This is a genomic window from Exiguobacterium sp. RM11 (assembly GCF_059821525.1).
This window is the reverse complement of record NZ_CM187558.1, coordinates 351,443-364,139: the sequence shown is the minus strand read 5'-3', so window position 1 is coordinate 364,139 and position 12,697 is coordinate 351,443. Positions and strand designations below refer to the sequence as shown.

Annotated in this window: 13 protein-coding genes; 4 read left to right on the top strand and 9 right to left on the bottom strand. The window is 49.7% G+C overall.

The window, feature by feature from the left end:
• Positions 1–77: 77 nt before the first annotated feature.
• The 3 genes from AC5LIL_RS02065 to speE are packed head-to-tail and all read right to left on the bottom strand — an operon-like array spanning position 78 to position 2,155.
• The gene (locus AC5LIL_RS02065; protein WP_031422162.1) at positions 78–437 is read right to left on the bottom strand and encodes a Na-translocating system protein MpsC family protein; all 360 of its coding nucleotides are present in this window, start codon (positions 435–437) and stop codon (positions 78–80) included.
• Positions 438–1,319: an agmatinase gene (speB, locus tag AC5LIL_RS02060; protein ID WP_214784858.1), complete on the bottom strand. Its 882-nt coding sequence runs from the start codon at positions 1,317–1,319 to the stop codon at positions 438–440. It lies immediately after the preceding gene.
• On the bottom strand, positions 1,316–2,155 hold the full coding sequence (speE, locus tag AC5LIL_RS02055) for a polyamine aminopropyltransferase (RefSeq protein WP_012727429.1): 840 nt from the start codon (positions 2,153–2,155) through the stop codon (positions 1,316–1,318). Before speE ends, speB begins: the two co-directional genes overlap by 4 nt.
• 201 nt (positions 2,156–2,356) lie before the next feature.
• Between speE and AC5LIL_RS02050 the strand changes: the two genes are divergently transcribed.
• The 4 genes from AC5LIL_RS02050 to cls all read left to right on the top strand — a co-directional run bounded on the left by AC5LIL_RS02050 (position 2,357) and on the right by cls (position 6,661).
• Positions 2,357–3,295, top strand: a complete 939-nt coding sequence (locus AC5LIL_RS02050) for an EAL domain-containing protein (protein WP_499824707.1) — start codon at positions 2,357–2,359, stop codon at positions 3,293–3,295.
• Positions 3,296–3,484: 189 nt separating this feature from the next.
• A complete protein-coding gene (locus tag AC5LIL_RS02045; protein WP_339962894.1) occupies positions 3,485–4,669 on the top strand; it encodes a chloride channel protein in 1,185 nt (394 codons plus the stop codon).
• 65 nt (positions 4,670–4,734) lie between these two features.
• Positions 4,735–5,085: a hypothetical protein gene (locus AC5LIL_RS02040; protein WP_074035622.1), complete on the top strand. Its 351-nt coding sequence runs from the start codon at positions 4,735–4,737 to the stop codon at positions 5,083–5,085.
• 46 nt (positions 5,086–5,131) lie between these two features.
• The gene (gene cls, locus AC5LIL_RS02035) at positions 5,132–6,661 is read left to right on the top strand and encodes a cardiolipin synthase (RefSeq protein ID WP_499824701.1); all 1,530 of its coding nucleotides are present in this window, start codon (positions 5,132–5,134) and stop codon (positions 6,659–6,661) included.
• On the opposite strand, the gene AC5LIL_RS02030 is transcribed toward cls, so the two are convergent.
• From AC5LIL_RS02030 to murQ, 6 genes are all read right to left on the bottom strand, one after another.
• Complete coding sequence (locus AC5LIL_RS02030; RefSeq protein ID WP_499824698.1) at positions 6,637–7,170, bottom strand: TVP38/TMEM64 family protein; 534 nt, start codon at positions 7,168–7,170, stop codon at positions 6,637–6,639. The two genes, cls and AC5LIL_RS02030, sit on opposite strands and share 25 nt — an antisense overlap.
• A gap of 63 nt (positions 7,171–7,233) precedes the next feature.
• Positions 7,234–8,511: a dicarboxylate/amino acid:cation symporter gene (locus AC5LIL_RS02025; protein ID WP_339962897.1), complete on the bottom strand. Its 1,278-nt coding sequence runs from the start codon at positions 8,509–8,511 to the stop codon at positions 7,234–7,236.
• Positions 8,512–8,668: 157 nt separating this feature from the next.
• The gene (locus tag AC5LIL_RS02020; RefSeq protein WP_337874904.1) at positions 8,669–9,172 is read right to left on the bottom strand and encodes a YwhD family protein; all 504 of its coding nucleotides are present in this window, start codon (positions 9,170–9,172) and stop codon (positions 8,669–8,671) included.
• Between the two features lie 55 nt (positions 9,173–9,227).
• Complete coding sequence (locus AC5LIL_RS02015; protein ID WP_499824695.1) at positions 9,228–10,277, bottom strand: DUF871 domain-containing protein; 1,050 nt, start codon at positions 10,275–10,277, stop codon at positions 9,228–9,230.
• Positions 10,278–10,337: 60 nt separating this feature from the next.
• Positions 10,338–11,711, bottom strand: coding sequence for a PTS transporter subunit EIIC (locus tag AC5LIL_RS02010; protein WP_499824694.1), 1,374 nt, complete (start codon positions 11,709–11,711; stop codon positions 10,338–10,340).
• A 14-nt stretch (positions 11,712–11,725) separates the two neighbouring features.
• Complete coding sequence (gene murQ, locus AC5LIL_RS02005) at positions 11,726–12,619, bottom strand: N-acetylmuramic acid 6-phosphate etherase (protein ID WP_499824693.1); 894 nt, start codon at positions 12,617–12,619, stop codon at positions 11,726–11,728.
• Positions 12,620–12,697: the final 78 nt, after the last annotated feature.

The following is a 12,697-nucleotide window of genomic DNA, read 5'->3' as shown; positions in this document are numbered from 1 at the left end:
AGCACGCTTCGTGACGACTCGTCCATTCGCTCCTCTCACGTCTCTGAATTTCATTTTAAAAAGTCGACGTTCCGTTGTCAATCGGTTTGATCCCAAGGCGCGTCCAAACGAAAGACGATGAGACGCTCCCCTGTTTTCGTACTGATGTCCGTGTGGAGCGAAACAATCGAACGGCCGAGCACTTGCCCGACAATCGTTTCAAGTTGGCTCCGTCCCGATTCGACGAGATTGTTGCGGTATTTCTTCAATTGCTCGCGACCTGACGACTTGGTGGCCAAGTCATACTCGGCCGGCGTCAACACACCTTGGAGTGTGACGATGGCGAGGTCCCGAAGCAGGTCTGCCTTACACGTCAATGACCCGCGACCCAAATATTCTTTCTCCCATTGGGTGATCCGGGCGCTCAGTTCCATTTCCAGCTGACCTTTTTTCCGCATTTATTTCACGAATCCAATCATCATCTCACGAAGAATTTTTGCTGCCGCGATGGCCGTCATATCCGACTGATCGTATGCCGGTGACACTTCGACAAGGTCTGCGCCGATGATGTCGAGGTCTGCGTTCGCGATAGCGTGTACCGCTTCTAGCAATTCTTTCGTCGAGATGCCGCCGATTTCTTGTGTACCTGTCCCTGGTGCTGCTGACGGGTCAAGAACGTCGATGTCGATCGTGACATATACTTTTTTCCCAGCGAGTGTCGGTAAGACGCGCTTGAGAGGCTCGATGACTTCAAATTGATGCATGTTGTAGCCGACTTCACGTGCCCACTCAAACTCTTCTTTCATCCCTGAACGGATTCCGAACGAGTAACAGTTCGATGGTCCAATCAAGTTTGCCGCTTTTTTAAGCGGAGTCGAGTGTGAGAGTGGCTCGCCTTCATACTCATCCCGAAGGTCCGTATGCGCATCCAAGTGGATGATGACAAAGTCGTCGCCGTACACGTCGTGCATCGCTTTGATGATCGGCCATGTGACGAGATGTTCGCCACCCATTCCGAGTGGGAACTTGCCTGCTTTGACGACATCTTTGACGAACGCCTCGATCATATCGAGCGACTTCGGTGCGTTTCCGAATGGAAGTGGGATATCTCCTGCATCGTATACCGCTGCATCTGCCAAATCACCGTCTAAATACGGGCTGTATTCTTCAAGGCCGATCGACACTTCACGAATCCGGTTCGGACCGAAACGTGAACCCGGACGGAAACTGACCGTCCAGTCCATCGGCATCCCGTAAAGAACCGTCTTCGCCTCTGTCACCTCTGGGAGACTGGCGATAAACACTTTACCTGAGTATGCTTCATCAAAACGTTTGATCATTTTGTCAAATCCTCCACGAATTTTGGAAGGACGAACGCCGCGTTGTGAAGCTTCGGCGTGTAATATTTTGTTTCGATGTCATGGAAACGCTCAGCCGATACTTGTTCCGGATCGTATTTCTTCGAACCGATTGTGAACGTCCACATCCCGCTCGGGTACGTCGGAACGTTCGCCGTGTACAATTTCGTGATCGGGAAGATTTCCTTCACGTCACGTTGAACCGTTTGAATGAGTTCTGGTGTGAACCACGGGTTATCCGTTTGTGCGACAAAGATGCCATCCTCTTTGAGCGCTTTCGAGATGCCTGCATAGAATCCTTTTGTGAAGAGGTTCGCTGCTGGCCCAACTGGTTCTGTCGAGTCGACCATAATGACGTCGTACTCGTTCTCTGATTTCGCAATATGCATGAAACCGTCACCGACGATGACTTCAACACGTGGGTTATCAAGTTCACCGGCAATGTTCGGCAAGTATTTCTTCGAATATTCAATGACTTTCCCGTCAATATCAACGAGAACTGCCTTTTCAACTGATGGGTGTTTCATGATTTCACGGATGACACCGCCGTCTCCCCCACCGACTACAAGCACATGCTTTGGATTCGGGTGTGTAAAGAGTGGGACGTGTGCGACCATCTCGTGATAGACGAATTCGTCCTTATCCGTCGTCATGACCATCCCGTCAAGTAACAACATCGTTCCGAACTCGTCCGTTTCGACCATTTCTAGTCGTTGAAACTCCGTTTGTTCGCTCTCATAAACGTGGTTTACACGGAACGTGATCCCGTAATCTTCTGTTTGGTGCTCCGTAAACCATAATTTTAATTTTTGGTCCATCGATAGAACCCCTTTCTGTTCAAAAAGTTGTTCGTATGCGAGTGGCGTTTTGAGGCGCTTCTTAATCATACGATAGGAAGTATACAAAACCTGTACCCATTTTGCACGATTTTTTTGAAGAATGGTTCCTGAATGTGAGTTTTTTGTGAGACGTGACCGATATACTGAATGAACCAATTTTGAATGGAAAGGTGGAATAGTATGTGGTCACCCTGCGCTTCTTGTAATACAACAATTCCTTTGATTGCTCAAGGGACACTCGTCACAACATTCAAGGAATACCCGTATACATCGTTTGAAGAACTAGATGTACTCCTCACACAAGCAAACGGAACGGTATACTGTGTCGATCCTGCATCGAACCGTCAGACCCCGCCGCTTGAGGTCGAAGTATTAAAAGATCAGCTTGCTAACCGGCACATCATTGAACAGATTCAGCACGGCACGTTCGAGAGTCATCTCCAGCCAATCATCTTCCTCGATTCTACGGAAACGTTCGGGTACGAGGCACTTCTCCGTAGCGGTGCCAACATCTCGCCTTATGATTTATTCCGGACGGCAAACCGTTTCGGTCTTCATTCGAAGCTCGATCAGCGGGCTCGTGCTGAGGCGATTAAAGCGACATACGAAGCCGTCGCCCCTCACCAAAAGACATTCATCAACTTCTTACCCTCAACGATTTACAATCCAGACTATTGTTTGCAGCATACGTTCGATATCATCGATCGATATGATCTCAGTCCGGACCGTTTTATCTTCGAAGTCGTGGAGACAGAGAAGGTACATGACGTCGATCATTTGCAGCACGTCTTTTCGACATATAAAAAGCGGGGGATGCAAGTTGCGCTAGACGACGTCGGTGCAGGTTTCTCGACCATCGACATGTTGAAGCGACTCGAACCGGACTATGTCAAAATCGACCGTTCGTATGTTTCATTTTGTGACGAGGATGCCGAAAAGCGGGATTTCCTCAAAAAAGTGCGTGCGTTGACCCACTCGATGGGCATCACACTTCTCGCTGAAGGTGTCGAGCGCATCGAAGAGGCGGATGTGTGTCGTGAACTCGGATTCGACTTGGCCCAAGGGTATTTCTTCGGAAAACCGGCTCCTGCGAAAGAGCACGTCATCAAAACAGCATAAGCAGGTTTCGTTATTCCAAGTGTGGGCATCGACTTGATCGAGTGTCCGCACTTTTTTGTTTTTCGTATGAAGCGGTTGTCGTTTTCATCACTTCGATACGGTTTCATCGTTTTTTAGGTTTCGGTCTGAGATGTTCAGGAGATAGCATATTATAGAAGGTCGACGCGAGCGAAAGAGGTGGAGATGTAGATGAAATCATGGATTGTCAGTGGTTATGCCATCGTACTCGGAATCATCATCGGCTTAGTGAGTTGGCTCTTTCTATCCGTTGTTTATAAAGGGATTCACGTTGTGTGGCATACGGTACCTGAGCAATTTAATTTTCCGTTTTATTTGTTTCTCGTACCGGTCATCGCCGGGGTATGCATCGGTCTGTTGCAACGTCGGTATGGGCGAATGCCCCGTCTCATGCCTGAAGTGTTAGAAGAACGAAAAGGAACGGGGCGCATTGACTATCGTTTGATCGGATATACGACGTTGACCGCCCTCCTCGTTCTCATTGGAGGAGCAAGTCTCGGTCCCGAGGCCGCGCTCGTCGGCATCGTCGGCGGACTCACGACATGGTTCTCGGAGCGCATCCGTCACGTCCGTCAAGAATTAGCGGAATTGCAAGAAGTCGGTCATGCCGTCGTACTCGGAATTGTCTTCAACGCGCCACTCTTTGGTGCCATTGCGGCGGAAGAAAGCGAGCAGAAAAAGCAACCGATGCTGAACCTGCTTGCGACACTCGCCGGAATCGGGACATTTTATTTACTCAATCAACTTGACGAGCGTCCACCGTTCATCATTAAGTTCCCTGCGATTGAAAGTGTCCAGATTGATTGGACGATGTTATTCATTATTCTTGGCGGCATGGTTCTCGGATGGCTTTACTTGGTCAGTGAACATGCATTGATGCATCTCTTCTCAAACGTGCCTATTCTAATCCTCACAACGCTCGGCGGCGTCGGGATTGGAATCATGGCTCTTCTTTATCCGAACCTCCTCTTCTCTGGAGAAGAAACGATTCTCGAATATGCAGAAGACTGGCAACTCATCCCGCTATACACTCTTCTTCTCTACAGCGTGTTAAAACTGCTCTTTACGGCATTCTGTCTAGCGACCGGCTGGCGCGGTGGTCATATTTATCCGCTCCTCTTCTCTTCGTTCACACTCGGTTATTTTTTCAGTCTCTTGTTCGAACTCGATATGACATTTTCAGTCGTTCTGACGACGAGCGCTTTACTCGCCACGGCGATGCGACAACCGTTGGCCATCATCGTGTTACTCGTGCTCTTTTTCCCACCGAATAGTTGGCTCTATGTATTCGCGGTCGTGGCAATCGTTTCTAAAATTCCACTTCCCTCATTCATTCATCCGCCAGTGAAAGCTTGATTTTAGATGTTGAAAAAAGGGTAATGGATGTATAGTTATGCAATCGGTCGAAAGGAGGAACGGTTATGAGCGAATATGAAATGGCCATTGAAAACCTAATTGACGCAGTTAGCTCGGATTGGATTAGCATCATTTTAGCTATTTTAGTCGTGATTATGGGGATTGTCGTTTTCATCTACGTCGTCATGACAATCGTCGACATGTTTTTATCCAAGGACATCGTCTGGGGAATCGTTGAAGTCATCGCTCTATTCGTAGGACTGGCAGTGCTCTTGTCCGTCTTCTATTACTGGAATCGAAATCGGGTCAAAGCACAGTTCGGTCTCTTCCTCGTCCTATTCTCTCTCGCAGTAAATGTGTACTTCTTCGTTCGTTATGCGGACGAAATTAACGCTGTCCTGAACAGCGTTTACTAAAAAACGAGGGGAATCTCCCCTCGTTTTCATCGTTCATGGAAAGGTGGTGTTTCCTTTGAAACGTCGCGTCATTCAACTGATCATCATGATCATCAGCGTCATTTTGCTCGTCGGTCTCTTATTTTGGCTCGATGTCCTCATTCCCGTATTAATCGGAATCGCAATCGTCGCACCGCTCGTCGTTGGTTGGCAGATTTTATTTGACCAAGTACAGCCCCAAGGGAAGCTCGCCTGGTTATTGACCGTCTTCTTCATCCCGTTCATCGGCGTCTTGGCATGGGTCATGTTCGGCCGTACGCCGCGTCGCCATCGACGCTTTAAACGAACGTCATCAGAAATCCGGCTGCTAAGACAAGCCATTGAGAGTGAAACAATCGAGACTTCTCCCGATATCGTGTCTGCCTATCCATTGACGCGGACACTTGAAAAACTAGGAGCAAGCGGTGCGGACGCTCACACGTCGACAACTCTCCTCGTCAACGGCGAAGAAAAGTTCGAGGCGTTATTAGATGCCATCAACAGTGCGACCGACCATATCCACATTCAATACTATCTATTTAGAACCGATGAGATTTCATTAAAGGTCCGAGATGCACTTATCCAAAAATCGAATGAGAACGTCATCGTTCGCTTTTTATATGACGGACTCGGTAGCCAAGAAATCGGGGAAGACTTTATCCAGCCGTTACGGGAATCCCGTGTCCACGTCCAAGCGTTTGACCCGGTCTTGCATCCATACCTCGTTTTCAATGCCAACTTCCGCAACCATCAAAAACTGATTGTCGTGGATGGGCGAATCGCGCTAACAGGCGGGTTGAACGTCGGTGATGAATATCTCGGAAAAAATGAGAAGCTCGGTTTCTGGCGTGACACGCATCTACGTCTCGAAGGTCCGCTCGTCCGAGAACTCCAACAGCTTTTTGTCGAGAACTGGCTGTATGCGGGACAAGGGACAATTGATGAGACGTGGGACCTATTCGCAGATGAAGAGCACCTCTCTCAGTACTTTGTGAATGAACCGAAAGGACAAAACGGGGCGACACAACTGCTCGTCACGTCACCTGGTAAAGACGTGACGATTCGCGATGGGTTGATGCGTCTGTTGATGGAGGCAAAAGAGTCGATCTGGCTCACCACCCCATACCTCGTTCCTCCACCTGAACTGTTGGCGATTCTCGAAGTCGCAGGTCGTAGCGGCATTGATGTGCGCATCGTCGTACCGGGCAAGGGAGACGAATGGTTCAGCTTCCATGCGACCGAATATTATTTCGAACAGCTGTTGAAGCGGAACATTAAAATTTATAAATACAATCGCCATTTCATCCATGCGAAAACGCTCCTGATCGATGGCAAAGTTGCCCTCGTCGGGTCAGCCAACTTCGATTTCCGAAGTATGTTTCTGAATCACGAGATGATGATCGCCCAGTTCGATACGACGTCAATCCAACAACTTCACGAAACCTTCTTAAAAGATTTTGAGGAATCGATTTTAATCGACTGGGCCGTGTTACGGAAGAAAACGATCGGTAAGCGTTTCGTCGAGGCGTTTTGTCATATCTTCTCGCCTCTTCTCTGACGCATTCGCCAGACGAGGTAAGAAACCCCGACGAGACCGACCAAGAACAGTTGCCATCCGACCGTCAATTGCATCGCTGCCGTCACCGCCAGCCCTTCCATGATGAGGGCAGGCACTTTCCCAATCGTACTTGCGACCGCGAATGAGGCGAGTGTCATACGACTGAACGCTGCCGATAACGTGACGAGTCCCGACGGTACGAACGGCATGAGACGCATGCCAAGGACGAGAAACCATGCCTCCGCCCCTGTGGCCTCACGGAGTCGCTGAAACCGGCCACCGTCCGGGGACGTATAACGATGCAGCGCTTTTCGGTAAAGAATGAAACTGACGATGGCTCCTACCGCCTCACCGACAATCGAGACGAGAATACCGGGTACGAGACCGAGGACACTCACGTTGATCGCCGTCAAAAAAGCACTCGGTAACACCCCAGCCACCGCAATCACACTATTTAGTATGATGCTTATGGCTAAAAATAAAGGGAGCGGGAGCAGTTCCCATTCCATAATCATCACTCTTTCTATTCACAAAATAAGGACCATGACGCGTTGTCATGGTCCTCTACTATATCATAGCGTTGATGAAGAGGTCGCACCTGCTTCATCCCACGAGTCTTCGTCGACTGGTGGTAGATGTTTTTCTTCCAATTTCGAAACGACGACCGCACATGCCGCATCCCCCGTGATGTTGACAGATGTGCGAAGCATATCGAGAATACGGTCGACCCCGATAATGAGGGCGATTCCCTCTACCGGCAAGTTGACCGACTGAAGGACGAGGGCAAGCATGACAAGCCCGACCCCTGGTACACCTGCTGTCCCGATTGAAGCAAGGACCGCCGTAATGACGACCGTCAACAATTGAGTCATTGTTAAGTCAGACGCGAATACTTGCGCGATGAAGATGGTAGCAACACCTTGCATGATGGCCGTTCCGTCCATGTTGACCGTTGCCCCGAGTGGTTGCACGAACGACGAAATCGAACGTGGTACACCGAGTTTCTTCTGGGCGACTTCCATCGATACCGGAAGCGTCGCATTCGACGAAGATGTCGAGAATGCGAATGTCATCGCCTCATAGAAGTTTTTGAAGAAGAACACTGGGCTCATCTTTCCGATGAAGTAAACGGCTGCCCCGTATACAATCGTTGCGTGTAAGAAGAGCGTCAAGACAACGGCAATCATATACCATGCCATGGCGACGACCGCATCGAGACCGATGCCTCCGATTGCCGAAGCAATCAATGCGAATGCACCGTATGGCGCGAGCTTCATGACGAGATGAATCAAGTACATCATGATGCGATCACCTTGTTTGACGAATTGACGCCATGTCTTCGCCTTGTCACCAAGGGCAATCAGCGCGAATCCAATCAATGCTGCAAAGACGATGATTTGAAGCATGTTCCCTTCAGCGAGTGCCGTAATCGGATTCGTTGGAATCATATTGACGAATGTCTGTACGATATTTGACGATTCCTCGGTCGCTGTAGATTCAAATTCAAGACCTGTTGTTTGGAAGTCCCCACGCTCCCCTGGTTGTAAAACAGATGCGACGCCCATCGCCAACATAATCGCGAGTGCTGTCGTCGCTAAGAAGAACAAAATCGACTTCGTCCCGACCCGACCTAGCTCTTTCGGGTCCCCGAGACCCATGACGCCTAAAATAATCGAGAAGAAGACGATCGGCACGACTAACATTTTAATCAGATTCAAAAAGACCGTTCCGACCGGAGATAAAATATACGGATTCACAATCTCATAAATTGAATCCGGCAATCCCGCCAATCCGAGACCAACTACAACACCTAGCGCGAGACCGATTAAGATTTTTTTCGTTTCGCTCATCGTATCACCCTTTCTTTTTTTCACAATGTAGTCAGTATATCATAATACTGAATTTTCATACAATTACAAATGAATATCTCTTCAGTTACATAATTTCCTTTTACTCCCAAAAATGCGAAACAAAAAAGATTGGAGACGAAAAAATCGTCCAATCTTTTTACTCGGCACCTAAGCGCTCGAGCTCTGCATGAAGTTCAGTCGAGTTCGTCCAAATTTCTGGGCGATGTTCTTGTAGGAAATTCGCCAATACGTCGCGGGACGGAGCGTCCATCATGTCGATTAAAATCCGACCCTTCAACGATTTGTCCATCTGATTGACGTGATAAGGCAATAATTTATAGCCTCGTCTCGCTTCGACATCTACCGACATGTCACATGCCGCGACGCCGCCATAGTAAAAGCCTTCTCGTTTTCGACCGACCGTCACCCAAACGATCCAATACGGTTTCCCGTTCGGTACCGCTTCTTGGTCCGTCAAAAACTTGATTCGCTTCTCGATGGCAGACTTGGCGTGCATCGCACCCATATCGATTGTCGCCGTACCCGCCTCGACATCGATGATAACCGGGGACATGTTATTTAAACTAAGCGAACCGACACCAAAACCGCCGTGCCCGTCCGTCGCGTCGTCTGAAATGATATTAAAATTAATGTCTTTCATGTTCCACCCTCCCTCTCTACTGTACACAATGATATAGGATGGTGGCAATCCTGAGTCACTTCCAGTCAATTTGAAAACGTCTTCCCGGTCCAATGTGACGGATGAGCGTGCGGTCCATTTCAATGACCCGACCGATGACGTTGACCCGTTCATCTGCCGGCAAATCTCGCTTCGTTACTTGCAGTTCTCCCGCATAACGCCCATATCGTTCGTTGTCCATCGTGATGCTGCCGAGCAGTCGTTCTTCTGTATGTTGCGGTTGAATCAAATGGTCCCCGGGTCGTCCGTAAGCTCTCGATTCGACCGAGCGAATGACATCTCGGGCTGGGTCCATCCGGTTCGTATGCAGTGTCGGTAATGAATCGACACTGTACTCTGAAGTTGCACGAAGGACGATGATTCCTTCATCGTACACCTGAAATTGTCGCATCGCCTGATTGGACACGCGCGGGTCACCAATCAAAATTCGGTCGACCGTCGCTTGTAAATCGATATAACACGAAAGCGGAGACTGATGGCGATGCTCCTCGAGTGTCGGTAACGTCTCATGAAGAGGTCCACGTAACTGTTCATCTCCAGGAATGAACGCCTGTACTTTGATTCCTTGTGCATGTAACCAGGCGTTTCTCTCGTCAAACCAGGAGCGGTCAAGCCCCGTCTCGGGACGGGGATAAAAATTATGCCACGCTTCGACGTGGTCCCGTCGTAGCCCTTGTCGCAACATCTCTTCAAGCTCTGTTTCCGTGAGTGTACTGGCATTAAGTGCGACCATCATATGTCGTGACAAGTCGGCCACTTGTTTCGGTGTGACGCCATAGTCGACACGTAACCCCGTGACGCCCCAGTCCAACAGTGTATGGGCATCATTCCAGTCCTTACCGAGCGCCTGTAGAGATGACGGGGCGATGTCTGCCACGAGTTCCATGTTTAGGCGTCTTGCCAATTCCCCTAACTGCTGGAGCCGTCCTGTATATAACGTCGAATCGTCTTCCGGAATATGAAGCGACGTGAAGATGCTCGTGAACCCGCTCTCTCGCATGCGTTCGATCCAATCAATGGACGCAGACGTCAATTCCTCACTTAAGTAAACAGAAATCCCTCTCATCTATTTCCCTCCTCACAAAACGTATAGAAAAAGATGACTCGACCGAGCCATCTTTGTTTGTCAAATCCCATCCGCCATCTCTTCTTTGAAGCCGAAGAAATAAGTGAACAGGAAGCCTGCCGTATACGAAATCAATAGTCCGGCGACATACGTCAAATACATCCCGTCGTCAATCAGCGGTGTAAGGGATAGACCCGATACACCAATTCCAAGTGCAGCCGTCTTCATCGTTGCTTGGAAGGCACCACCGACCGCTGCCCCGAGACATGCCGTTAAGAACGGACGTCCGAGCGGAAGTGTGACCCCGTAAAGGAGCGGTTCGCCGATTCCAAGGAAACCGACCGGGATGGCCCCTTTGATAATATTACGGAGTCGCGGGTTGCTTGTCTTCACAAAGATTGCAAGCGCCGCACCGACTTGACCGGCACCCGCCATCGCCAAGATTGGAAGAAGCGGCGTCGTCCCGACCGTATTCAACAGTTCTAAATGGATCGGCGTCAAACCATGGTGTAACCCGACCATGACGAGCGGCAAGAAGAAACCGGCCAAAAGTGCCCCCGCGACAGGTCCCCCGAACTCAAGCGTCGCATTAATGCCTCGCATGATCCCATCTGACAATACACCCGCGACCGGCATGATCGCATAGAGTGCTGTAAATCCGACGATGAGGACCGTGAAGAGTGGTGTGAAGATAATATCGATCGATACCGGCATGAAGCGACGAATATGCTTCTCGATATACGTCATGAGCCAACCGGCAAAAATGACACCGAACAAGCCACCGCGTCCGACGACGAGCGGTTCCCCATAAATGACGATGTCTGCGAGGAGTGGGTTGAATAGAATCCCCCCGGCAATCGCCCCGAGCACCGGTGTCCCCCCGAACTCTTTCGCCGTGTTCCACCCGACGAGGATGGCTAAGTATGCGAAGACTGTGCTACCGAGGACGAGTAAAATCTGCATCCACGTCTCCGTCCGGTCGACACCGGCGTTGACGGCAAAGTTCGCCGCCCCGTTGATGATTCCTGAAGCAACGAGACCCGGAATGAGCGGAATGAAGATATTCCCGAGTCGACGAAGGAATCGTTTGAACGGTGACTTTTGCTTCTCTTTTACTTTTTGACGCTCCACCGCTGCGCGTTCCTCTGGCGTCAAGTTCGCATCCACTGACTCTTCTCCAATCGCAAGGCCTGTCTCATGACTCATATAATCCGCGACCCGATTCACCGTTCCCGGACCGACGACGATTTGTAACGTCTCATCATCGATAACACCCATGACGCCATCAATCTTCTTCAAGGCGTCAAGATCGGCTTTGGTCGGATCCTTCAACGACAACCGGACACGCGTCATACAGTGAGCGAGTTGACGAATGTTCTCTTTCCCCCCGACATGTGCGAGGATGTCCCGTGCTAAAACCTCTTCTTTCTTCATCTCGATTTTCCCCCTTATAGCGCCTCGCGGACAAACCCGTTCGCACGCTCTAATCGTTTGATGGCTTCTTCGTAAGAGACGTCCGCCAAAATCATGACGATCGCTGTTTTGACATGGCCTTTAGATGACGCAAAATAACGCGCGGCCGTTTCCATGTCGACCCCTGTCGCTTCTGCGATCATCCGCTTGGCACGTACTTCTAATTTTTCGTTCGTCGGTTTCACGTCGACCATCAAGTTTTGATACACTTTGCCTACTCCAATCATCGACGTTGTCGAAATCATGTTGAGGACCAATTTCTGTGCCGTCCCTGCCTTCAATCGTGTCGAACCGGTCAACACTTCCGGTCCTGTCTCCACTTCAATGGCATAGTCTGCATGTCGACTGATGATTGCGTCCTGATTACAGGAGATGGCCGCAGTGGTTGCCCCAACTTCCCGCGCATAATCGAGACCTCCAATCACATATGGCGTCCGTCCGCTCGCCGCAATCCCAATGACCGTGTCGTCCGCCGTCAGTTGAAGCGCTTTCAAATCATCGACTGCCAATTCCTTGCTGTCTTCTGCTCCCTCGACCGCTTGAATGAGCGCACGCTCGCCACCGGCAATCAACCCGATGACCTGATCTGGGGACACCCCGAACGTCGGTACGCACTCTGCGGCGTCTAAAATGCCTAAACGTCCACTTGTACCCGCCCCGATATAAATCAAGCGACCGCCTTTACGAAAGGATGCGATGACCCGCTCCACGACTTGCGCGATGACGGGAATCTGATGTTGAATCACTTGCGGGACTTGTCGGTCCTCACTGTTCATGAACGTCAATCGCTCCTCGATCGACATCTCATCTAGTTGCATCGTTCGTTCATTCCGTCTTTCTGTAGCCAATTTTTCTAGCATCGCCACCATCCTTTCTTCTCTATGATTTCATCGTACTATACTGAAACTTAAAGTCAATTTATTATTAATTATTTTTGAAATTTAATT

Bases quoted from the DNA above. Each gene is read 5' to 3' on its own strand.
- murQ (WP_499824693.1), bottom strand. From the start codon at position 12,619: ATGGTGGCGATGCTAGAAAAATTGGCTACAGAAAGACGGAATGAACGA.
- speB (WP_214784858.1), bottom strand. From the start codon at position 1,319: ATGATCAAACGTTTTGATGAAGCATACTCAGGTAAAGTGTTTATCGCC.
- AC5LIL_RS02015 (WP_499824695.1), bottom strand. From the start codon at position 10,277: ATGAGAGGGATTTCTGTTTACTTAAGTGAGGAATTGACGTCTGCGTCC.
- AC5LIL_RS02030 (WP_499824698.1), bottom strand. From the start codon at position 7,170: ATGGAATGGGAACTGCTCCCGCTCCCTTTATTTTTAGCCATAAGCATC.
- AC5LIL_RS02020 (WP_337874904.1), bottom strand. From the start codon at position 9,172: ATGAAAGACATTAATTTTAATATCATTTCAGACGACGCGACGGACGGG.
- AC5LIL_RS02065 (WP_031422162.1), bottom strand. From the start codon at position 437: ATGCGGAAAAAAGGTCAGCTGGAAATGGAACTGAGCGCCCGGATCACC.
- AC5LIL_RS02050 (WP_499824707.1), top strand. From the start codon at position 2,357: ATGTGGTCACCCTGCGCTTCTTGTAATACAACAATTCCTTTGATTGCT.
- AC5LIL_RS02025 (WP_339962897.1), bottom strand. From the start codon at position 8,511: ATGAGCGAAACGAAAAAAATCTTAATCGGTCTCGCGCTAGGTGTTGTA.
- AC5LIL_RS02045 (WP_339962894.1), top strand. From the start codon at position 3,485: ATGAAATCATGGATTGTCAGTGGTTATGCCATCGTACTCGGAATCATC.
- AC5LIL_RS02010 (WP_499824694.1), bottom strand. From the start codon at position 11,711: ATGAAGAAAGAAGAGGTTTTAGCACGGGACATCCTCGCACATGTCGGG.
- speE (WP_012727429.1), bottom strand. From the start codon at position 2,155: ATGGACCAAAAATTAAAATTATGGTTTACGGAGCACCAAACAGAAGAT.
- AC5LIL_RS02040 (WP_074035622.1), top strand. From the start codon at position 4,735: ATGAGCGAATATGAAATGGCCATTGAAAACCTAATTGACGCAGTTAGC.